This window comes from Amorphus sp. MBR-141, from assembly GCF_053628695.1.
On the sequence record NZ_JBRJGW010000006.1, the window covers coordinates 165,756 to 186,922 of the forward strand.

20 protein-coding genes are annotated in these 21,167 nt (G+C 70.0%); 11 read left to right on the forward strand and 9 right to left on the reverse strand.

The genetic code is table 11. From position 1 onward, the window contains the following. Window positions 1-11: 11 nt before the first annotated feature. The gene (gene murJ, locus ACSSVZ_RS10365) at window positions 12-1,592 is read left to right on the forward strand and encodes a murein biosynthesis integral membrane protein MurJ (protein WP_453969751.1); all 1,581 of its coding nucleotides are present in this window, start codon (window positions 12-14) and stop codon (window positions 1,590-1,592) included. A gap of 91 nt (window positions 1,593-1,683) precedes the next feature. After that, complete coding sequence (gene trpS, locus ACSSVZ_RS10370; protein ID WP_453969753.1) at window positions 1,684-2,733, forward strand: tryptophan--tRNA ligase; 1,050 nt, start codon at window positions 1,684-1,686, stop codon at window positions 2,731-2,733. A 64-nt stretch (window positions 2,734-2,797) separates the two neighbouring features. On the opposite strand, the gene ACSSVZ_RS10375 is transcribed toward trpS, so the two are convergent. Genes ACSSVZ_RS10375 through ACSSVZ_RS10385 form a run of 3 tightly spaced genes read right to left on the reverse strand, consistent with a single transcriptional unit; the run spans window position 2,798 to window position 5,254 of the window. Beyond that, window positions 2,798-3,394: a Smr/MutS family protein gene (locus ACSSVZ_RS10375; protein ID WP_453969755.1), complete on the reverse strand. Its 597-nt coding sequence runs from the start codon at window positions 3,392-3,394 to the stop codon at window positions 2,798-2,800. Continuing rightward, window positions 3,384-4,541: a murein transglycosylase A gene (gene mltA / locus ACSSVZ_RS10380; protein WP_453969757.1), complete on the reverse strand. Its 1,158-nt coding sequence runs from the start codon at window positions 4,539-4,541 to the stop codon at window positions 3,384-3,386. Before mltA ends, ACSSVZ_RS10375 begins: the two co-directional genes overlap by 11 nt. Continuing rightward, on the reverse strand, window positions 4,541-5,254 hold the full coding sequence (locus ACSSVZ_RS10385; protein ID WP_453969759.1) for a Tim44/TimA family putative adaptor protein: 714 nt from the start codon (window positions 5,252-5,254) through the stop codon (window positions 4,541-4,543). The genes mltA and ACSSVZ_RS10385 overlap by 1 nt, the downstream gene beginning before the upstream one ends. Window positions 5,255-5,543: 289 nt before the next feature. Here ACSSVZ_RS10385 and ACSSVZ_RS10390 point away from each other — a divergent pair, with 289 nt between their 5' ends. Both ACSSVZ_RS10390 and secB read left to right on the forward strand, forming a co-directional pair. Next, window positions 5,544-6,062: an FxsA family protein gene (locus tag ACSSVZ_RS10390; protein WP_453969760.1), complete on the forward strand. Its 519-nt coding sequence runs from the start codon at window positions 5,544-5,546 to the stop codon at window positions 6,060-6,062. A gap of 111 nt (window positions 6,063-6,173) precedes the next feature. Next, window positions 6,174-6,680, forward strand: coding sequence for a protein-export chaperone SecB (secB, locus tag ACSSVZ_RS10395; protein WP_453969762.1), 507 nt, complete (start codon window positions 6,174-6,176; stop codon window positions 6,678-6,680). A gap of 115 nt (window positions 6,681-6,795) precedes the next feature. Here the strand turns inward: secB and dnaQ are convergent, their stop codons facing one another. The 5 genes from dnaQ to ACSSVZ_RS10420 are packed head-to-tail and all read right to left on the reverse strand — an operon-like array spanning window position 6,796 to window position 10,485. Continuing rightward, a complete protein-coding gene (gene dnaQ / locus ACSSVZ_RS10400) occupies window positions 6,796-7,536 on the reverse strand; it encodes a DNA polymerase III subunit epsilon (RefSeq protein WP_453969764.1) in 741 nt (246 codons plus the stop codon). Window positions 7,537-7,588: 52 nt separating this feature from the next. Next, the gene (gene coaE / locus ACSSVZ_RS10405) at window positions 7,589-8,200 is read right to left on the reverse strand and encodes a dephospho-CoA kinase (RefSeq protein WP_453969766.1); all 612 of its coding nucleotides are present in this window, start codon (window positions 8,198-8,200) and stop codon (window positions 7,589-7,591) included. Then, window positions 8,197-9,036 carry a shikimate dehydrogenase gene (locus tag ACSSVZ_RS10410; protein WP_453969768.1) on the reverse strand — a complete coding sequence of 280 codons (840 nt, stop codon included), beginning with the start codon at window positions 9,034-9,036 and terminating at the stop codon, window positions 8,197-8,199. Before ACSSVZ_RS10410 ends, coaE begins: the two co-directional genes overlap by 4 nt. After that, window positions 9,033-9,629, reverse strand: coding sequence for a Maf family protein (locus ACSSVZ_RS10415; protein ID WP_453969770.1), 597 nt, complete (start codon window positions 9,627-9,629; stop codon window positions 9,033-9,035). The genes ACSSVZ_RS10410 and ACSSVZ_RS10415 overlap by 4 nt, the downstream gene beginning before the upstream one ends. A 1-nt stretch (window position 9,630) precedes the next feature. Next, window positions 9,631-10,485, reverse strand: coding sequence for a pyruvate, water dikinase regulatory protein (locus ACSSVZ_RS10420; RefSeq protein ID WP_453969771.1), 855 nt, complete (start codon window positions 10,483-10,485; stop codon window positions 9,631-9,633). A gap of 422 nt (window positions 10,486-10,907) precedes the next feature. Here ACSSVZ_RS10420 and hemE point away from each other — a divergent pair, with 422 nt between their 5' ends. The 3 genes from hemE to rho all read left to right on the forward strand — a co-directional run bounded on the left by hemE (window position 10,908) and on the right by rho (window position 13,965). Beyond that, a complete protein-coding gene (gene hemE / locus ACSSVZ_RS10425; protein WP_453969772.1) occupies window positions 10,908-11,954 on the forward strand; it encodes a uroporphyrinogen decarboxylase in 1,047 nt (348 codons plus the stop codon). Window positions 11,955-12,062: 108 nt separating this feature from the next. Further along, on the forward strand, window positions 12,063-12,494 hold the full coding sequence (gene hemJ / locus ACSSVZ_RS10430) for a protoporphyrinogen oxidase HemJ (RefSeq protein WP_453969774.1): 432 nt from the start codon (window positions 12,063-12,065) through the stop codon (window positions 12,492-12,494). Window positions 12,495-12,699: 205 nt separating this feature from the next. Continuing rightward, window positions 12,700-13,965 (forward strand): transcription termination factor Rho, encoded by a 1,266-nt coding sequence (rho, locus tag ACSSVZ_RS10435; RefSeq protein ID WP_453969776.1) that lies wholly within the window; start codon window positions 12,700-12,702, stop codon window positions 13,963-13,965. A gap of 96 nt (window positions 13,966-14,061) precedes the next feature. On the opposite strand, the gene ACSSVZ_RS10440 is transcribed toward rho, so the two are convergent. Then, on the reverse strand, window positions 14,062-16,077 hold the full coding sequence (locus ACSSVZ_RS10440) for a thioredoxin domain-containing protein (RefSeq protein WP_453969778.1): 2,016 nt from the start codon (window positions 16,075-16,077) through the stop codon (window positions 14,062-14,064). 278 nt (window positions 16,078-16,355) lie between these two features. Here ACSSVZ_RS10440 and mnmE point away from each other — a divergent pair, with 278 nt between their 5' ends. The 4 genes from mnmE (at window position 16,356) to ACSSVZ_RS10460 (ending at window position 21,153) form a co-directional block, all read left to right on the forward strand. Beyond that, window positions 16,356-17,699, forward strand: a complete 1,344-nt coding sequence (gene mnmE, locus ACSSVZ_RS10445; protein WP_453969780.1) for a tRNA uridine-5-carboxymethylaminomethyl(34) synthesis GTPase MnmE — start codon at window positions 16,356-16,358, stop codon at window positions 17,697-17,699. 87 nt (window positions 17,700-17,786) lie between these two features. Beyond that, window positions 17,787-19,655, forward strand: coding sequence for a tRNA uridine-5-carboxymethylaminomethyl(34) synthesis enzyme MnmG (mnmG, locus tag ACSSVZ_RS10450; protein ID WP_453969781.1), 1,869 nt, complete (start codon window positions 17,787-17,789; stop codon window positions 19,653-19,655). Continuing rightward, window positions 19,655-20,314 (forward strand): 16S rRNA (guanine(527)-N(7))-methyltransferase RsmG, encoded by a 660-nt coding sequence (gene rsmG / locus ACSSVZ_RS10455; RefSeq protein WP_453969782.1) that lies wholly within the window; start codon window positions 19,655-19,657, stop codon window positions 20,312-20,314. Before mnmG ends, rsmG begins: the two co-directional genes overlap by 1 nt. Beyond that, window positions 20,311-21,153, forward strand: a complete 843-nt coding sequence (locus tag ACSSVZ_RS10460; RefSeq protein ID WP_453969783.1) for a ParA family protein — start codon at window positions 20,311-20,313, stop codon at window positions 21,151-21,153. The genes rsmG and ACSSVZ_RS10460 overlap by 4 nt, the downstream gene beginning before the upstream one ends. Window positions 21,154-21,167: the final 14 nt, after the last annotated feature.

Genomic DNA, 21,167 nt, shown 5'->3' on the forward strand with positions numbered 1-21,167 from the left:
AGGCTCTCGACGTGAACCTCCTTCGCAATTTCGCCACCGTCGGCTCGTTCACCATGATGAGCCGCGTCCTGGGCTTCGCCCGCGACATCCTGATCGCCGCCTTCCTGGGCACGGGCGTCGTGGCCGACGCGTTCTTCGTGGCGTTCAAGCTGCCCAACCTGTTCCGCCGGCTGTTCGCCGAAGGGGCGTTCAACTCCGCCTTCGTGCCGCTGTTCGCCCGCTCGGTGGAGGAGGGCGGCGCCGCCGACGCCCGCCGGTTCGCCGAGGAGATCCTATCGGCGCTGCTGGTCGTGCTGGTGGCAACCGCCGTGCTGGCGGAGCTCTTCACGCCGCTGCTGGTCTGGGTGATCGCGCCGGGGTTCGCCGGCGACGACGCCGACAAGTTCGCGATCACCGTGGCGCTGACGCGGATCTGCTTCCCCTATCTCGTGGCGATGTCGCTGGTGGCCTTCCTGTCCGGCATCCTCAACACCTTCGACCGGTTCGCCGCCGCCGCCTTCGCGCCGGTGCTGCTCAACATCGTGCTGATCGCCGTGCTGACCGGCATCGGCCTGGCCGGCCTGGCGCAGACCGAGGCCGCCGGCTGGGTGCTGTCGTGGGGCGTGTTCGCCGCCGGCATCGTGCAGGCGGGCATGCTCTTCGTCGCCGTGCGCCGCCACGGCTTCCACTTCGCGCTCCGGCGGCCGCGATGGACGCCCCGCGTCAAGCGGCTGCTGCACCTGGGCGTTCCCGGCGTGATCGCCGGCGGCATCACCCAGATCAACATCATGGTGGGCACGATCATCGCCTCGTTCCTGCCGGGCGCGGTGTCCTACCTCTATTACGCCGACCGCATCTACCAGCTGCCTCTCGGCGTCGTCGGCATCGCCATCGGCGTGGCGCTGCTGCCGGATCTCGCGCGGCGGCTGCGCGGCGGCGACGGCGACGGCGCCCACCACACCCAGAACCGGGCGCTGGAATTCTCGCTGGTGCTGACGCTGCCGGCCGCGGTGGCGCTGGTGCTGGTGCCCGGCGAGATCATCTCGGTGCTGTTCCAGCGCGGCGCCTTCGATGCCGCCGACACGATCGCCACCGCCGGCGCGCTCGCCGCCTACGGGCTGGGGCTGCCGGCGTTCGTGCTGATCAAGGTGCTGTCGCCCGCCTATTTCGCCCGCGAGGACACCGCCACCCCGATGTGGTTCGCCGGCATCGCCATGGGGGTGAACGTGGTCACCGCGCTGGCACTGTTCCCGATCCTCGCCCACGTCGGCATCGCGCTCGGCACCTCGCTCGCCGGCTGGGTGAACGTTGTGCTGCTGTGGGCGACGCTGGTGCGGCGCGGCAACTACCGGCCCGACGCGCTGCTGCGGCGCCGGCTGCCGCGGATCCTGCTATCCAGCGTGCTGATGGGAGCGATCGTCTACGGCCTCGCCATCCTGCTGGCGCAGGCGTTCGTGGCCCCCTCGCTGCTGGTGCGCGGCGGCGCCCTGGTGCTGCTGGTCGGCGTCGGCATGACGGCCTTCTTCGCCTTCTGCCAGCTGACCGGCGCCATCGACCTGAAGCGCTCGCTCGGACAGATCGCCGGGCGGCGCAGCACCACGCCGCCCGCCTGATCCGCCCGCTCCGCACGAGGCGGGTTGCGAACCCGGCGCCGCTTCGCCATAAACCCCTCGCTTTCTCCCGCGACAGGATTGGTCCATCCGGATGACGCCGTTCGAACCCCGTGTCTTTTCCGGCGTTCAGCCGACCGGAAATCTCCACCTCGGCAACTATCTCGGCGCCATCACGCGCTTCGTGGCGCTGCAGGACGAGTATCCCTGCGTCTACTGCGTGGTGGACATGCACGCGATTACCGTGTGGCAGGAGCCGCGCGAGCTGGCGACGGCGATCCGCAGCGTGACCGCCGCGTTCATCGCCGCCGGCATCGATCCCGAGAAGCACATCATCTTCAACCAGAGCCAGGTGCACCAGCACGCCGAGCTCGCCTGGGTGTTCAACTGCGTCGCCCGCATGGGCTGGCTGAACCGGATGACCCAGTTCAAGGAAAAGGCCGGCAAGGACAAGGAGAACGCCTCCGTCGGGCTGTTCGCCTACCCGACCCTGATGGCGGCGGACATTCTCGCCTATCGCGCCACCCACGTGCCGGTGGGCGAGGACCAGAAGCAGCACCTAGAGCTGACCCGCAACATCGCGCAGAAGTTCAACCACGACTACGCCGCGCGCATCGCCGAGCTGGGCCATGGCGACGAGGGCTTCTTCCCGCTCACCGAGCCGCTGATCCAGGGCCCGGCGACCCGGGTGATGAGCCTGCGCGACGGCTCCAAGAAGATGTCGAAGTCGGACGCCTCGGACAATTCGCGCATCAACCTGACCGATGACCGCGACACCATCGCCCAGAAGATCCGCAAGGCGAAGACCGATCCGGAGCCGCTGCCGAGCGAGACGAAGGGGCTGGAGGGCCGGCCCGAGGCCGACAACCTGGTCGGCATCTACGCCGCGCTCGCCGACATGAGCCGGGAAGCGGTGCTGGCGGAGTTCGGCGGGGCGCCGTTTGCCACCTTCAAGCCGGCGCTTGCCGAGCTGGCGGTGGAGAAGCTGGCGCCGATGAACGGCGAGATGCGCCGCCTGCTCGGCGATCCGGCCCACCTGGACGGGGTGCTCGGACGGGGCGCGGAGCAGGCGAGCGCGCTGGCGGCGCCGGTGATCGACGCGGTGAAGGACATCGTCGGCTTCATCGGCGGCCGGCGCGGATAGGCCGGCCCGTCCGGATCGCCGCGATCCGCGCGGACGCGCCCCGGCGGCCGGGCCGCGGGCCGGGCTACTTGCGCCGCACCTGCACGTAGAGCGCGCCGTCGCCGCCGTGGGAGCGGTGCGCCACCGAAACGCCCACCACCAGCGGCCGCAGGTCCGGCGCCTCCAGCCAGCGCGGCACGGCACGGCGCAGCACGCCCGCCTCGTCGCCCTCGCCGCTGCGCCCCTTGCCGGTGATCACCAGAACGATGCGGGCGCCGCGGCTCTGGGCACCGACGATGAAGGCCCTGAGCGCGCGGTGGGCCGCATCCTGGCGCAGGCCGTGCAGGTCGAGCCGGGCATCGATGTCGACGGCGCCGCGGGCGAGCTTGCGCTCCGTCTTCCGCTCCACCGCCGCCAGATGCGGCTTCGCCAGCGACACCGTCACCGGCACCACCGGGGCCGGCCCGGACGGGCGCACCCGCACCGGCTTGCCCGGCTTCTTCGGCGCCGCCGGCTCCTCGACGGCCGGCACCGCCGGCTCGGGCGGCGGCTTCGGCTGGGCCTTCGGCTTCACGGCGATGCGCCGGGCCGCCTTGATCGGCGCGACGCTCTCCGCGACCTTCAGCCAGAGCTGGCGTTCCTCGTCGCTGAGCCGGCGCGGGCCGCGCCGCCTAACGCTCATCGGACCCGCCGGCCGCCGCCGGCGCCCCACCCGACACCGGCACCAGCCGGTAGAAGGTCGCGCCATGGCGGATCCGCCCGGCGCGGGCCCCGGCGGCCTCCCCCGACCCGAAGAAGACGTCGCCGCGCGCCGCCCCGAGGATCGCCGAGCCGCGGTCTTCGGCGACCATCAGCCGGCGAAACGGCGCATCGGCCGCCTCCGAGGCGGGCAGCCGGGCATCGATCCAGATCGGCGTGCCGAACGGGTTGTGGGCCGGGTCGACCGCCAGGCTGACCTCGGCGATGAGGGGAAATCCCGCCGCCCCCAGGGGACCGTCGTCCTCGCGAAGCCCCTCCACCGGCGCGAAGAAGATGTAGGAGCGGTTGCGCTCCATGATCCGGGCGGCGTCGGCCGGATGCGCCTTCAGCCAGGCGCGCAGCCGCGCGTAGTCGAGCGCCTCGCGGGGGATGTGCCCTTCGTCGATGACGATGCGTCCGATGGCGGTGTAGGGGTGGCCGGTCTTGCCGGCGTAGTTGACGCGCAGCGTGCTGCCGTCGGCAAAGCGCAGCCGCGCCGAGCCCTGCACCTGCATGAAGAAGGCGTCGACGGGGTCGGCGAGAAAAGCGAGCTCGAGGCCGCGGCCGGCGAGCGCGCCAGCGTTGATGGCGGCCCGGTCGGGGTAGGGGACGAGCCCGGCCGCGGTGCGGCGCGCGAAGCTGAGCCCGGCGGGAAAGCCGGCCGGAACGGTGGACGGGTCGACGTCGACGAGGTCGGCCGGCCGGCGATAGACCGGCACCTGGAAGTCGGGGGAGCGGACCCGCGAGGCGGCGATCTCGGGCTCGAAATAGCCGGTGAGGAAGCCGCTGCCCGCGTCGCCGACGCGCACCGGCCGGAACCAGGTCTCGAAGAAGGCACGCGCGGCGGGATCGTCGACGGTGTCGGGGAGGGCGGACTGGGCCTGGCAGGCCGGCCCGAAGGCGGGCGCCTCGACGATCAGGGTGGCGCAGTTGCGGCGGAAGGCCGCGAAGCTCGCCGCCATCGGTGCATCGGACCAGCCGGGCAGGTTCGCGAGGGTCACCGCCGATGCCGGCATCGGCGCAGCCCCCATCGCCATGGCGGCGACGATGGCCGCCCGGACCGCGCGGCGTGCGGCGTGGCGCGCCGCCATCAGGCCGATTCGGTGGCGACCAGCTTCCAGTTCGGATCCGACGCCGTGACATCGCGCGCGAACGTCCAGATGTCGGTGACCTCGGCGACCTTGTTGGGATCGCCGTCGATCACCTCGCCGGCGGCGTCGAAGGTGGCCGAGATCATCTGGCTCTGGAAGCGGACCGTCACCTGCTCGGTGGTGTCCTTCAGCGCCGCATCGACGATGTCGGCCTTCTCGATGCCGATCAGCGTCGAGGTGATGCGCTGCTGGTGCTGCTCGCGGTCGTTGATGGCGCCGACGAAGCCGTCGTGCACGTCCTTCGACAACAGAGGGTCGAGCGCCGCGCGGTCGCCTTCGGCGAAGGCCGTCACGATCATCTCGTAGGCCATGCGGGCGCCGTCGACGAACGACTTCGGATCGAAGTTCGGGTCCACCTCGGCGATGGCCGACAGCTTGTCGTAGAGCGGCGTTCCGGGCGCCGCGGTCTTGGCGATCCGCTCCTCGACCGAGGCGGCCGACGAGCCGGACGGCTCGGAGGCGGGACGCGGCAGGCTCACCACGTTGTCGTGGCCGGCTTCGGTGGCGGGCTCGCTGCGTTCGCGCGCCGAATAGGGGTCGAACGGACGTCGCTCGCCGCCCGTGCGGCGTCCGAGCACGGACCGCAGGCGGAGAAAGATCGCCACCGCGAGTGCCAGGAAGATGACATTGTAGATGTCGAAGAACTCGCTCATAACCGACTACCGTTCGGCTCGCACTCGCGGCGCTGCCGCTGGGGCGCGCGCCCCTCGCTGATTGGCCGCATGTTGACCTGTGTGACTATGTAATGCCCGATCGACGCCGATAAAGGCATCGCGACAAAACAGCCGTTGTCGGCACCCTATCGAAGCAATCGGGGCGGGTCTATCGCCGATCGGCCCTCGAACTCGCCCGGATGACAACCATATGGTGGGGCGGGCCGGCCGCCGGCCCCCGCTTCCACCGCAGCGGCCCGAAACACGACGAGCACATGAGCGCCCGCCGATGCCACTTGGACTGATCCTGTTTCTGGGTCTTCTTGCCATCCCCGTCCTGGAGATTTCGGTCTTCATTCTCGTCGGCAGCGAGATCGGCGTGCTGCCGACCATCGGGCTCGTGTTTCTGACGGCGGTGATCGGCAGCATGCTTTTGCGCCACCAGGGGCTGTCCATCCTCGGCCGGGTGCGCACCGAGATGGATGCCGGGCGGGTTCCCGGCGCCGAACTCGGCCACGGCGCGATGATCCTGGTGGCGGGCATCCTGCTGCTCACCCCCGGCTTCGTCACCGACACCCTGGGCTTCCTGCTGTTCGTGCCGCCGGTGCGCGATCGGCTGTGGAACCTGATCCGCGGCCGGATCGCGGTGACCGTGGCGCGGCCGACGGCGGCGGGCGGCACGCGGTCGCGCGGCCCGGTGGTCGACCTCGACGCGGACGACTACGGACCGGCCGACCCGAACTCGCCGTGGACCGGCGGCGACCCGGGCCGGCTGCCGGGGTCCGGCACCCCGCCGAAGCGCCCCTGACCCCGGCCCGGCCCCGCAGCCGCCCTTGAGGCCCGGGCCGTTTTGGCGTACGGCCTCAGCCGGAACCGTCACCCCTTGCCGCCCGACGCGGCCCATCAACGGATCAGCCTTATGAGCGACATTTCTTCGTCCTCCGACGATGCCGCGACCGGTGCACCGGAGGGAGCCTCCAGCGACCAGCCCGGGATCCGCGTCCTCGCGCAGTACGCCAAGGACCTTTCCTTCGAGAACCCGCGCGCGCCGCATTCGCTGCAGCAGCAGGCCGAAGGCCCGAAGATCAACATCGACGTGAACGTGACGGCCCGCCAGCTTTCGGAGGCCGATTTCGAGGTCACGCTGAAGCTCGAGGCGACCGCCGGGGCCGAGGACAGCCGGCTGTTTCACGTGGAACTCGACTACGCGGGCATCTTCCGGCTCCACAACGTGCCGAAGGAGCACCTGCACCCGTTCCTGCTGATCGAGGGACCGCGGCTGCTGTTCCCGTTCGCGCGGCAGATCGTCGCCGACGCGACCCGCAACGGCGGCTTCCCGCCGCTGATGGTCGATCCGGTGGACTTCGCGGCGCTCTACCGCCGCAACCTGGCGGAAGCGCAGAACAGCTCGCCGACGCCGAACTGAGCTGGAGCCTTATCCGATCAGGTGGGTCCACCTGATCGCCAGGAAGTGGCTCCAGATTCAAACCCCTGAGCAATTCCTTTTCGTTCAGATCGCTGCGATCTGAACGGGAAATGCTCTAACCCGCGACGCGGCCGGCCGGCTCTTCGGGAGCGGCCGGCCCGTAGGTGTGCCAGAGGGGATCTCCCCCGAAGCTGGCCACGAAGGCGGCGTGGGCGGCGATCTCGGCCTCGCTCAGGCGCGGGGGAAGCGGCTCGGGCCGCTGGCGCGCCGGCGCCCTCTGGCCACCCGGCAGCCGGCCATTTCCGGCCTCCTGGCCGCCGCCGGTGACCAGGGTGAGCATCGACTGCCGCCCGCCGATCAGCTCCAGGTAGACCTCGGCCAGCAGCTCGGAGTCGAGCAGCGCGCCGTGCTTCTCGCGACGGGAATTGTCGATCGCATAGCGCGTGCAGAGCGCATCGAGGCTGTTCGAGCCGCCCGGATGCCGGCGGCGCGCCAGCGCGAGACTGTCGACGACCCGGTGGTTGCCGATGGCCGGCCGCTGAAGCAGCCCGAGCTCCCAGTTGATGAAGCCCATGTCGAAGTCGGCGTTGTGGATGACCAGCGGATCCTCGCCGATGAAGGCCAGGAAGTCGTCGACCACGTCGGCGAACAGCGGCTTGTCGCGCAGGAACTCCGTCGACAGGCCATGCACCCGGAATGCTTCGTCGGGCACGTCGCGCATCGGGTTGATGTAGACGTGGTAGTGGTTGCCGGACGGGATGTGGTTGATCAGCTCGACGGCGCCGATCTCCACCAGCCGGTCGCCGCTCTTCGGGCTGAGGCCCGTCGTTTCCGTATCAAGAACGATCTCGCGCATGCTGGTTCGTGTCCGTGTTGCCCCGTCCGGTGTCGCACGCGGCGCACCGCGCTCACAACGGGCCGCGGGCCGTTGTCCCCGACATGAAGGCCACGGCGGTCAGGATCGCCCGCACGGCGCGCGCGGCCGGCTCCAGCCCGTGACCCGTGTCGATCAGGAAATGCGCGCGCCGACGCTTCTCCGAATCGGGCATCTGCTTGGCGAGGATGCCTTCGAACCGCGCCTGCGTCATCCCTTCGCGCGCCAGCACGCGCGTCCTCTGGATCTCCGGGTCGGCGGTGACCACGACGACCGCGTCGGTGCGGCCCTGGCGTCCGGTTTCGAACAGCAGCGGCACGTCGAGCACCGCGCAGCGCGCCAGCGAGGACCGCGCGCGCTCCAGGAAGGCGTTTTCCTCTTCGCGCACCATCGGGTGGACGATCGCCTCCAGAGCCTTCATGGCCGCCGCATCCTGGAGCACCCGCTCGCCGAGGCGGCCGCGGTCGATGACGCCGTCGACGGCAACGCCCGGAAACGCCGCCTCCACCGGTTCCACCGCCCGCCCGCGATAGAGCATGTGGACCGCCCGGTCGGCGTCGTAGACCGGCACGCCTTCGTCCGCGAACATGCGTGCCGTGGTCGACTTGCCCATGCCGATCGAACCGGTGAGCCCCAGCACGATCATGCCGGCGCTCCGATGTCGTCGAGCACGCGGGCGCGGAGATCTTCCGTCACCTCGGGACGCACGCCGAACCAGCGCTCGAAGCCCGGAACGGCCTGGTGCAGCAGCATGCCGAGCCCGTCGACGGTGCGGAGCCCGGCGGCGCGCGCGCGGGTCAGGAGCCCGGTCTCGACGGGGGTGTAGACGATGTCGGTCACGATGGCCTCCGGCTCCAGCCGGGCGAGGTCGATCGGCAGGTCCGGGCCGCCGCCCATGCCGAGGCTGGTCGTGTTGACCACGAAGGTGGTGTCCCCGTCCGGAGCCATGGCCGCCGCCCAGTCGCCGGCCACGGCACCCGGAAACAGCGCCGCCAGCTCGGCGGTCCGCGCCGCCGTGCGGTTGGCGACCACCACCCGGAATCCGCGCTGCACGAGACCGTAGACCACCGCGCGGGCAGCGCCGCCCGCACCGAGAACGAGCGCGGTGGCCGGCGCGTCGCTCCAGCCGGGGAGGCGCTGGTCGAGATTGGCGAGAAAGCCGTAGGCGTCGGTGTTGTCGCCGAGGAGGCGGTCCCCTTCCCACCAGAGGGTGTTGACCGCGCCCATCGCCCGGGCCGCCTCGCTCAGCCCGGCACAGGCCGACGCCGCGCGGATCTTGTGGGGCAGGGTGACGTTGGCGCCGGTCAGGCCGCTTGAACGAAAGTCGCGAAAGAACCCGTCAGCAGCTTCCGGGGGGACGGCGATGCGGTCGTAGCTGCCTGGAATCCCGAGGCTTTTCAGCCAGTGGCCGTGGATGAGGGGCGACCTCGAGTGCGCGACCGGCCAGCCGATCACCGCGGCGCGGGGCAGATCATCGCTCACGACGCGACGATTCCCGTGGCGCGGAGATAGGAGAGCAGCGGCAGAAGCGGCAGACCGAGGATGGTGAAGAAGTCGCCTTCGACCTTCTCGAACAGCTGAACCCCGACGCCCTCGAGATGATAGGCACCGACGCTCGACAGGGCACGGGCCCCCGCCACCGCGAGATAATCGTCGATGAAGCGGTCGGAGAAGTCCCGCATCGTCAGGCGCGCGGTTTCCACGCACTGCCAGTCGACCTCGCCGCCGCGCACGCAGGCCACGGCGGAATGCAGCACGTGGCTGCGGCCCTTCAGGCGCAGAAGCTGCGCGCGGGCCTCGTCGAGGTCCTTCGGCTTCACGAACCGTTCGCCCTCCAGGTCCAGCGTCTGGTCGGCGCCGACGACGACCGCGTCGGGAAACTGACTGCCGACGGCCGCCGCCTTCACCGAGGCAAGATGCGCCGCAATGCGGTCCGGCGTCCGGTCCAGCCCACTGAGATCCAGCTCCTGAACCCGCTCGTCGATGTCGGCGCCGGCGGTGGAAAAGCTGAGGCCCGCGGCCGCCATCATCCGCGAGCGCGCCGCGCTTCGCGACGCCAGAACCAGGGCGGTCACGTCAGATGTCTCCGCCTTCGGTGATGCTCGCAGCATATTTCCGGTCACTCAACAGGGCCAGGATGGCCGCGGCCGTCTCCTCGATCGACCGCCGCGTCACGTCGATGATCGGCCATTCGTTCTCGGCGCACAATCGTCGCGTATAGGCGATTTCCTGGGAGACCGCGTGCCGATCGACATAGTCGCCCCTGCCCGTGCGGATCGCATTGAGCGAGAGCAACCGGTTCTCGCGCAGCTGGACGATCCGTTCCGGCGTCGCCACCAGACCGACGATCAGCGGCCGCTCGGCGGTGAACACGACGGGGGGAACCGGCATGTCCCGCACGATCGGGATGTTCGTCGCCTTCACGCCGCGGTTGGCGAGATAGATCGAGGTGGGCGTCTTGGAGGTGCGGCTGACGCCGATGACGATGACGTCGGCCTCCTCGATGTCGTCGGGAAGCGCGCCGTCGTCGTGCACCATGACGAAGTTCAGCGCCTCGATGCGGCGGAAATAGTCGGCATCGAGAGAGTGCTGGGCGCCGATGCGCGAGATGGTCGGCACGTTGAGATAGGACTGAAGCACGTGTACCAGCGGATCCAGGACGTCGACGCAGGGGATGCTCATCTCGCGGCAACGGCGCAGCAGGCGTTCCGAAATCGTCTGATCCACGAGGGTGAACATGACGATGCCGGGGTTCGCCTCCACCTCCGACAGCACCCGGTTCACCTGCCGATCGGTGCGCACCAGCGGATAGACGTGCTCGATCGCCTCGACGTTCTCGTAGCGGGCGATCGCCGCGCGCGACACGGTCATCAGCGTTTCGCCCGTGGAATCCGACACGAGGTGCAGGTGAAAGAATGTCGGCTTATCCACTGTGTCTTCCTGGGGCTGTGGGGGACTGTGCGCAAAGTCGGCTCGAAGCCCCCCGGCCGCCGCATGGTCGCGGATGGCTCGGGATTCGTCCACCGCTTTGTCCCGCGGGGGAACCAGGCCATACAGCAGATGGAACAATGGGGACGGATTTCGCTTGTCCCGGATGCAGCCGCGGTTATCCCCGGGGAGACACCGCAACGCCATCGCCCGACCGCCTGCGACGGAGCCCGGCAGGGCGGGACCGATCGCCGCGTCAAGCAAGATTTATCCCCAATCGTGGACAGCGGGCTTTCCGTCGCCGGTGCGATCCAGTAGGCCAACGGCGGATGGTGAACGCGGCGTTAATTCCCGCTCTCCACCGGGCTAATAGAAATAGAAATTCAAGATTCTAGAATCTCTTATTTAATTAGAGGGAGCTCGCGGTGGACCAGGAGACGAACCGGCCGACCACCCGATTTGCACGGACCCTGAAGGGGGACCAGCAGGACCTCCCGCCGATCTGGATGATGCGGCAGGCGGGAAGATATCTCCCTGAATATCGGGAGATCCGGGCGAGCGCCCCGAGCTTTCTCGACTTCTGCTACACGCCGGAGCTGGCCTGCGAGGCGACGCTCCAGCCGATCCGCCGCTTCGGTTTCGACGCGGCGATCATCTTCTCCGACATCCTCGTCATCCCCGATGCCCTCGGCCAGGCGGTCCGCTTCGAGGAAGGCGTCGGGCCCCGGCTCGATCCGATCCCGCTTGAGCGGGTCGGCGACCTCGACCAGTCGCGGCTGCCCGATCATCTGGCGCCGGTCTACGAGGCGATCCGGATCACCCGGGCGGCCCTTCCCTCCGGAACGGCGCTGATCGGCTTTGCCGGCGCCCCCTGGACGCTTGCCACCTACATGCTGGCCGGCCGCACCACCCCGGACCAGGCGCCGGCGCGGCGCGCCTCCTACGGCAATCCGGAGGGGTTCGCGCGGCTGATGGACTGCCTGGTGGAAGCGGTGGCGGCCCATCTGGTCGCCCAGATCGATGCCGGCTGCGATGCCGTGCAGATCTTCGACAGCTGGGCCGGGGCGCTCGACACGCTGTCGTTCCCGCGCTGGTCGACCGATCCGAACGCGCGGATCGTCGCCAGGGTGCGCGAAGCCCGGCCCGGCGTGCCGATCATCGCGTTTCCGCGCGCCGCAGGCACGCGGCTTGCCGGGTTCGTCGAGGCGGTGCGGCCCGACGCCGTGTCGCTCGACTGGTCGGTGGATTTCGATGCCGCCCGCGCGGTCCAGCAGCAGGTCTGCATCCAGGGAAATCTCGACCCGATGCGGCTCGTCGCCGGCGGGGCGATGCTCGACGAGGGGGTCGATGCGATCCTCTCGAACCTCGCCGACGGGCCGTTCGTGTTCAACCTCGGGCACGGCATCGTGCCGGAAACGCCGATCGCCCACGTCGAGCAGATGGTGGCGCGGGTGCGCGGCAGCGCCGGATAGAGCCTTTCCGGACGGATGAGGGCGGCGCGGGCGGGGCGCGCCTGCCGCAACCGGCCGGAGGCGGGGCAAGACCGGGCCGGGGGGCTGCGAACCAATGAGCGGAATGCGATGGACAGTCTGTATCTGTGGCTGAAGGCCGCCCACATCTTCTCCGTCATCGCGTGGATGGCGGCGTTTCTCTATTTGCCCCGGCTGATGGTCTACCACGCCGATGCGGCGATCGGCTCCGACAAGTCGGAGACCTTCAAGGTCATGGAACGGCGGCTTCTCCGCGGCATCATGACGCCCTCGATGGTGGCCACGTGGATTTTCGGGATCGCGATCGCCACGATGGGCGGATTCTGGTCGTCCGGCTGGCTGCACGGGAAGCTGCTGCTGGTGCTCGGCCTGTCGGCGATGCACGGGATCTGCGCCTCCTGGGTCCGGGCATTCGCCGAAGACCGCAACACGCGGTCCAGCCGTTTCTACAGGTTGATCAATGAGATTCCGGCGGTTGCGCTGGTCTTCATCGTGCTTCTGGTGGTGCTGAAGCCGTTTTAGCCGGCGATTGGTCGTTGCGGTCTTGAAGGTCGCGTTCGAAGCGACTATTAGTAAGTGTCTCCGAATTAGCAGACCTGCATCCGGGCCCCGGCTCGGCTGCGTCAGCGGTACCCGCGCTCAGCATTACCCGCTCCCCGATCTGCACCCACCCTCCATCTTATGTTCACTCGGTCGCTCCGAGCGATCGCAGTTTAAGGAATGCCCCATGCGGGAGATGAAGCTTCAAGAGCTCAAGTCTAAATCTCCGCCCGATCTCATCGCATTTGCCGAAGAGCTGGAAGTCGAGAACGCCAGCACTTTACGTAAACAAGAACTGATGTTCGCCATCCTGAAGCAGTTGGCGGCCAGCGAAGTCGACATCATCGGCGAGGGCGTCGTCGAGGTGCTGCAGGACGGCTTCGGCTTCCTGCGCTCCCCCGATGCCAACTATCTGCCGGGACCGGACGACATCTACGTGTCGCCGTCGCAGATCCGCCGCTTCTCGCTGCGCACCGGCGACACCGTCGAGGGCCAGATCCGCAGTCCGAAGGAGGGCGAGCGCTATTTCGCGCTGCTCAAGGTCAACACCATCAATTTCGCCGAGCCGGAACAGGCGCGGCACAAGATCCACTTCGACAACCTGACGCCGCTGTATCCGGACGAGCGCTTCAACATGGAGCTCGAGGTTCCGACCTCGAAGGACATGTCGACCCGGGTGATTGATCTGGTGGCGCCGCTCGGCAAGGGCCAGCGCGCGCTGATCGTGGCGCCGCCGCGCACCGGCAAGACCGTGCTGCTGCAGAACATCGCCCACTCGATCACGTCGAACCACCCCGAGTGCTATCTGATCGTGCTTTTGATCGACGAGCGGCCGGAAGAAGTGACCGACATGCAGCGCTCGGTGAACGGCGAGGTCGTTTCCTCGACCTTCGACGAGCCGGCGGTGCGCCACGTCCAGGTGGCGGAAATGGTGATCGAGAAGGCCAAGCGCCTGGTCGAGCACGGCCGCGACGTGGTCATCCTCTTGGATTCCATCACCCGCCTCGGCCGCGCCTACAACACCGTGGTGCCGTCGTCGGGCAAGGTGCTGACCGGCGGTGTAGACGCCAACGCCCTGCAGCGCCCGAAGCGCTTCTTCGGCGCGGCGCGCAACATCGAGGAAGGCGGCTCGCTGACCATCATCGCGACCGCGCTGATCGACACCGGCAGCCGCATGGACGAAGTCATCTTCGAAGAGTTCAAGGGCACCGGCAACTCGGAAATCATCCTCGACCGGAAGATCTCCGACAAGCGCGTCTTCCCGTCGCTGGACGTCACCCGCTCCGGCACCCGCAAGGAAGAGCTGCTGGTTCCGGCCGACAAGCTCAAGAAGACGTTCGTGCTGCGCCGCATCCTCAACCCGATGGGCACCGTCGACGCGATCGAGTTCCTGCTCGACAAGCTGCGGCAGACGAAGAGCAACAGCGACTTCTTCGATTCCATGAACACCTGAGCGCCGGCCGGCTGCGCCTCGCGGCCACCTGCAGCAACGAGACGGCCCGCCGGACACGCTCCGGCGGGCTTTTTTGTGCGGTCTCCGGTGCCGGGATCAGGCGCCGATGCCGAGCAGGCGGCGCAGATCCGCCGCCTCGGTGACCGGCAGCGAGCAGTCGGTGGCGCCGCAGACATAGGCGGTGGGCCGTCCGTCGACGGCGGCCTTTCCTGCCGCGGGATGGCTCGCCGGCAGCTCCGCGGTCGAGGCGAGGACCGTGCGCACGATGCTCGGGTCGGCCTTTTCCCTGGAGGTGCGGAGAAGGGCGTCCGGATCCGTGCCGTCCGGCGCGACAATGACGACGGCCGTCGGCCGAAGCCGGAAATCCAGCCCGTTGAACAGGCTCGCGGTGGCGAAGATGTTGGCCACCATGGCGCCGGAATGGGCCGCGATCAGCGCATCGGCGCGGTCGCGGTAGGCCGGTTTGCCGGTGCGCAGCCAGAGCTCCACCAGGGCGTCGAGGGCGAGGCCGTTGCCGTTGGGGACGGCCTCGTCGGCCGGGCTGCGCGGCCGGATGATCAGCGCTTCGGCGTCGTCGGCGGTCCAGAAGTAGCCGCCGTCCTCGCCGTCCCAGTGGTGGGCATCGAGGGCGGCGATGAAGCGCTCGGCGTCGGCGAGATAGGCCGGATCCCGGGTGGCGTCGAGAAGCGCCAGGGCGGCGCGGGCCATCGCCGCGTGGTCGGTGGCGAGGCCGGGAAACACCAGCTTGCCGGCCCGGTAGGAATGGCCGAGGCGACCGTCCCGCTCCATGGTGGCGAGGATCGCGCGGTAGGCGCGCTCGGCGCGGGCGCGCCAGCCCGGATTGTCGAACGCGACGGCGGCGCGGGCGAGCGCGGTGATCGCCAGGCCGTTCCAGTCGGCGAGCACCTTGTCGTCGCGGCCGGGGCGGACGCGGGCCGCGCGGGCTTCCAGCAGACGCGCGCGGTCGCGCGCCAGCCGTGCCTCGGTGCCGGCGTCCTTCAGCCGGTCGTCGGCGAGGCGGTTGAGGATGACGTGGCCTTCCCAGTTGCCGCCCGGGCTGACGTCGTAGACGGCGCCGAAGACCGCCGCCTCCTCCGCGCCGAGCACCGCCTCGATCTCAGCCTGGCTCCAGACGTAGAAGCGCCCCTCCTCGCCCTCGCTGTCGGCGTCCAGGCTGGAGGCGAAGGCGCCGTCCTCGGTGGTCATCTCGCGGTCGAGGAAGCCGATGGTCTCGCTCACCCGCTGAGCAAACAGGGCGTCGCCGGTGTCGACCCAGGCCCGCACCAGCAGGTCGAGCAGCAGCGCGTTGTCGTAGAGCATCTTCTCGAAGTGCGGGGCGAGCCAGCGCTCGTCGACGGAATAGCGGGCGAAGCCGCCGCCGAGGTGGTCGTAGATGCCGCCCTGGGAGATGCGCCGGAGCGCCAGCAGGACGGCATCGCGGGCCGGCGGGTTGCCGGTCCGGCAGAAAGCGCGCCAGAACATGTCGAACAGCATGGCGTTGGGAAACTTCGGGGCGCCCTGGGTGCCGCCGTTCACCGGGTCGACGACCGTGAACAGCTGCTTCACCGCCTCGTCGAGCATCTCCAGCGACAGCTCGGGACCGGGCCGCGGCCGCGACTCCAGGCGCTGGCGCAGCGAGTCGCGGTTGGCGTCGATGGTGCTGCGGTCGCTGCGGAAGGTTTCGGCGACCGCCTCGAGCACCTGGACGAAGCCCGGGCGGCCGTATTTCGGCTCCTTCGGGAAATAGGTGCCGCCCCAGATGGGCTCGCCGTCGGAGGTGAGGAACATGGTGAGCGGCCAGCCGCCCTGCTCGCCGATGGCGTGCAGCGCCGACATGTAGATCTGGTCGATGTCGGGCCGCTCTTCGCGATCGACCTTGATGTTGATGAAGTTGCGGTTCATCACGGCGGCGACGCCGGCGTCCTCGAAGCTCTCGTGGGCCATCACGTGGCACCAGTGGCACGCGGCATAGCCGACGGAGAGCAGGATCGGCTTTCCGCTCACCCGCGCTTCGTCGAGGGCGGCGGCCGACCACGGGCGCCAGTGGACGGGGTTGTCGGCGTGCTGCAGGAGGTAGGGGCTCGTCTCGTGTCGAAGCTGGTTGTCGGTCATCCTCGCCTCGCGCGTTGTCGATCCGGGTCCGGATCCCTCGGGTGTGGGCCCTGCCTAAAGCATTTCGGGTCCGGATCGAAGCGATCCGATCAGCCGGGACCTGCTGAAGGGCCTCAGTCGGGAGCCCTTTCGGTTCGGCCGGGTGGCTCCGTCCGGGCGGAAGGGGCTCCGGGGCGTTGGTGCCGGGCAATGACGCGACCGGCGCGTCCGCAAGCCATTGGTTTCCCGGTCGGTTCCGGGTTTCGAGCCGGGTCCATCAGGGCTCAGGTGGGGCGCCGATGAGCGGAATGCAAAGCCAGGTCACCGGAGCGGCGGACACGATCGTGGCGCTGTCCTCCGGCGCGCTGCCGGCCGGCATTGCCGTCGTGCGGGCGAGCGGGCCGGCGGCGCTCGCGTTGGCGGCCTCGGTTGCCGGCTCCTGCGTTGCCGACCGGAGGGCGCGGCTTGCGACGTTCCGCGATCCCGCCACCGGCGAAGCCATCGACCGCGGGCTGCTGCTGGCGTTTGCCGGGCCGGACACGGTCACCGGCGAGGACCTCGCCGAGTTCCACTGCCATGGCGGACCGGCGGTGGTGCGCGCGCTGATCCGGGCGCTGGTGGACGCCGACGGCGTCCGGCTTGCGGAAGCGGGCGAGTTCAGCCGGCGCGGATTCCTGGGCGGAAAACTCGACCTTTCGGCGGTGGAAGGCCTCGGGGACCTGATCGCGGCAGAGACGGAAAGTCAACGGAAACAAGCACTTAGGCAGTCAGGCGGGGTCATCGCCGAGCGTGTGGAGGCGTGGCGCTCGCGCCTGGTGCGCGCCTTGGCGATGCTCGAGAGCGGCCTCGACTTCGCCGACGAGGACGACGTGCCGGACGACGCCGACGCCATGGCGCTTGCCGACGTGCATGCCCTGGCCGAGGAGATCGGCGCCGAGCTCGCCCGCGGGGACCGGGGCGAACGGCTGCGGCGCGGGCTGGAGATCGCCATCGTCGGTCCGCCCAACGCGGGCAAGTCGAGCCTGCTGAATGCCCTCGCCCGGCGCGACGTCGCCATCGTCACCGCGGTGCCGGGGACCACGCGGGACGTGCTGGAGGTCGACCTCGACCTCGGCGGGTATCCAGTGCGGCTGCTCGACACTGCCGGGCTGCGCGAGACGGAGGACCCGGTCGAGGCGGAAGGGATCCGGCGGGCGCACGATCGGGCGGCCACCGCCGACGTGCTGCTGCTGCTGGTGCCGCCGGAGGGGCGTGTTTCACGTGAAACATTCGCCGGCCACCGGAGCGTGCTCCGGGTGGCGACGAAGGCCGACCTGGGGACGGCCGGCGCGGGCGGCGACGTCGACGTGGCCGCATCGGTGGTGACGCCCGGCGGGCTGGCGGACCTGATCGCCCGGCTGGAAACGCTCGCCCGGGACGCCCTCGCCGGCGGCGAAGACATGCTGGTCACCCGCGAGCGCCACCGGATCGCCCTTGGTGAAGCGGAATCCGAACTCCGATGGTCGCTGGCGCCCGACATGCCGACCGAGGCGCGCGCCGAGCACCTGCGGCGGGCGGCCGTGGCGTTCGGCCGGCTCACCGGCCGGATCGATGCGGACGAGGTGCTGGGCGCCATCTTCTCGACCTTCTGCATCGGCAAGTAGGCGGCCCCGGCAGCGGGCGGAGTCTTTGACCCCGGCCGGCGGGTGGTCTAAATCAGCGGCACGCGAACACTTCAGGGACCCACGGACGTGGCGGACAGCTTCGACGTCATTGTGATCGGAGGCGGACACGCCGGCGCGGAGGCCGCCGCGGCGGCGGCGCGGGCCGGCGCGCGCACCGCGCTCGTCACCCTGTCGGCCGAGACGATCGGCGTGATGTCCTGCAATCCGGCGATCGGCGGCCTCGGCAAGGGCCATCTGGTCCGCGAGATCGACGCCCTCGACGGGCTGATGGCACGGGCGGCGGACGCGGCCGGGATCCAGTTCCGGGTGCTGAACAAGCGCAAGGGCCCGGCCGTGCAGGGACCGCGCGCCCAGGCGGACCGCGCGCTCTACAAGGCGGCGATCGCCGATCTGCTTGCCGGCCAGACCGGGCTGGAGATCGTCGCGGGCGAAGCGGCGGATCTCTCGATCGACGGCGGCGCGGTGACCGGAGTGACGCTGGCGGACGGGCGCATGCTCCGCGCTGGAGCGGTCGTGCTCACCACCGGCACCTTCCTCAACGGACTGATCCACATCGGCGACCGGCGCATCCCGGCCGGGCGGATGGGCGAGGCGCCGTCGACCGGCCTGTCGACGACGCTGGCCGCCCATGGCTTTCGGCTGGGCCGCCTGAAGACCGGGACGCCGCCGCGCCTCGACGGCGCCAGCATCGACTGGTCGGTGCTGGCGGAGCAGCCGGGCGACGATCCGCCGGTGCCGTTCTCGGCGCTGACCGCGCGCATCACCACGCCGCAGGTGCCCTGCCACATCACCCGCACGACGCCGGCCACTCACGCCGTGATCCGCGACAATCTCGGCCGCTCGGCCATGTATTCCGGCAACATCGAGAGCGTCGGACCGCGCTACTGCCCGTCGATCGAGGACAAGATCGTGCGGTTCGGCGAGCGCGACGGGCACCAGATCTTCCTGGAGCCGGAAGGCCTCGACGATCCGACGATCTATCCGAACGGCATCTCGACCTCGCTGCCGGAGGACGTGCAGCAGGCGTTCCTGGCAACGATTCCGGGGCTGGAGCGGGTGCGCATCCTGCGGCCCGGCTACGCCATCGAATACGACCACGTCGATCCGACGGAACTGCGCCCGACGCTGGAGACCAAGCGGGTGGCGGGCCTGTTCCTGGCCGGCCAGATCAACGGCACGACGGGCTACGAGGAGGCCGGCGCCCAGGGACTGGTCGCCGGACTCAACGCCGCGCGACGGGCCGGCGGCAGCGAAGGCGTCGTGTTCGGACGCGAGGACGCCTATCTCGGCGTGATGATCGACGACCTGGTGACGCGCGGCGTCAGCGAGCCGTACCGGATGTTCACCTCGCGGGCCGAATACCGGCTGAGCCTGCGCGCCGACAACGCCGACCTGCGCCTGACCGGCCGCGGCATTGACCTGGGGATCGTCGGCGCCGGGCGGGCCGAGGCGTTCGGTGCCCGGCGCGACGCGCTGGCCGCCGGACGCGCGCTGCTCGACGGGCTGACCCTCACCTCGTCGGCGGCGGCAGCCGCCGGCTTCCGGGTCAACCAGGACGGCCGGCGTCGCTCGGCGTTCGAGCTGCTGCGCTTTCCGGACGTGACCGTCGAGGCGCTTGCGGCGGTCTGGCCGGCGATCCGGGAGATCCCGGCGCCGGTGCTGGCGTCGCTGGAGATCGACGCCACCTACGCCGCCTACCTGGACCGGCAGAGCGCCGACATCTCGTCGCTGCGCGACAGCCAGACGCGCCGGCTGCCGGACGACATGGATTTCGGCGTGATCCCCGGCCTCTCCGCCGAGCTCAGGGAGAAGCTGCAGCGGGTGCGGCCGGAGACGCTGGGCCAGGCCGGCCGCATCGACGGGATGACGCCGGCGGGGCTGACGCTGCTCGCCGCCTACAGCCGCCGCCACGACGGCCGGCGCAGTGCCGCCTGATGGGGGCCGCCGACGGCCCGGAGCTGGTGCGGGCCGCCCTCCCCGATGTTTCACGTGAAACACTCGACCGGCTCGACGGGCTGGTGGCGCTGCTTCGTCGCTGGCAGCGGATCAAGAACCTGGTGGCGCCGTCGACGCTGGAGCACGTCTGGCAGCGCCACGTCCTCGACAGCCTGCAGCTCGTCGCGCTGGCCCCCCGGGCGCTGCGCTGGATCGACCTCGGCAGCGGCGCCGGCTTCCCGGGCCTGGTGGTGGCGGCCGCCCTCGCCGGCCGGGAGGGCGCCGGCGTCCATCTGGTCGAGGCGAACGGCCGGAAGGCGGCGTTCCTGCGCACCGCCGCCCTGGAACTCCGCCTGCCGGCCACCGTGCACGCGGCACGGATCGAGGACGCCAGCGCCAGCATCGGCGGCGGCTTCGACGTGGTCACCGCACGGGCGCTGGCGCCGCTGCCGCGGCTGTTGCCGCTGATTTCGCCGTTCGTGGCGGGCGGGGCGGCGGCGCTTCTCCACAAAGGCGCCGATTTCGCCGCGGAAGTCGCCGAAGCGCGTACCGAATTCGGCTTCGATCTGGTAGAACACCAGAGCGTGTCAGATGCCGCCGGTCGGATCCTGGAAGTCCGGGGGATCGTGCCGCTTTCCGCTGAACGGATTGGCCCATGAGTTCATTGCCGAAATCGCCCCGCGTCCTCTCCGTCGCCAACCAGAAGGGCGGAGTGGGCAAGACGACCACGGCCATCAATCTCGGGACGGCGCTCGCCGCCATCGGCGAGGATGTCCTGATCATCGATCTCGATCCCCAGGGCAACGCCTCCACCGGGCTCGGCATCGATCGCAAGGCCCGCGCCCGCTCGATCTACGACGTGCTGGTCGGCGAGGCGCAACTCTCTGATGTCATTACGAAAACGGCGGTTCCGCGGCTGTCGATCGCGCCGTCGACCCAGGACCTGTTGAGCCTCGACCTGGAAATCGGCAGCGAGGCCGACCGCGCCCAGCGGCTGCGCAGCGCGATCTTCGGCCTCGCCGAGGCGGTCGAGGCGGGCGACGAGCGCGCCGGGCCGTTCACCTACGTGCTGGCGGACTGCCCGCCCTCGCTCACCGTGCTGACGATCAACGCCCTGGCCGCCTCGCATGCGGTCGTGGTGCCGCTGCAGTGCGAGTTCTTCGCGCTGGAGGGGCTGAGCCAGCTGATCCGGACGGTCGACCAGGTGAAGGCCGGGCTGAACCGCGAACTGTCCATCCACGGGATCGTGCTGACGATGTACGACGTCCGCAACAACCTGGCCAACCAGGTCGTGCAGGACGTGCGCGACACCATGGGCGACGTCGTCTACGAGACGGTCATCCCGCGCAACGTCCGGCTGTCCGAGGCGCCCTCCCACGGCAAGCCGGCGCTGCTCTACGATCTGAAGTGCGCGGGAAGCCAGGCCTATCTGCGGCTGGCGTCGGAGGTGATCCAGCGCGAGAAGCGCATCCGGGCGGGGGCGTCCGTGCATGCGTGACCAGCAGTCGGTTC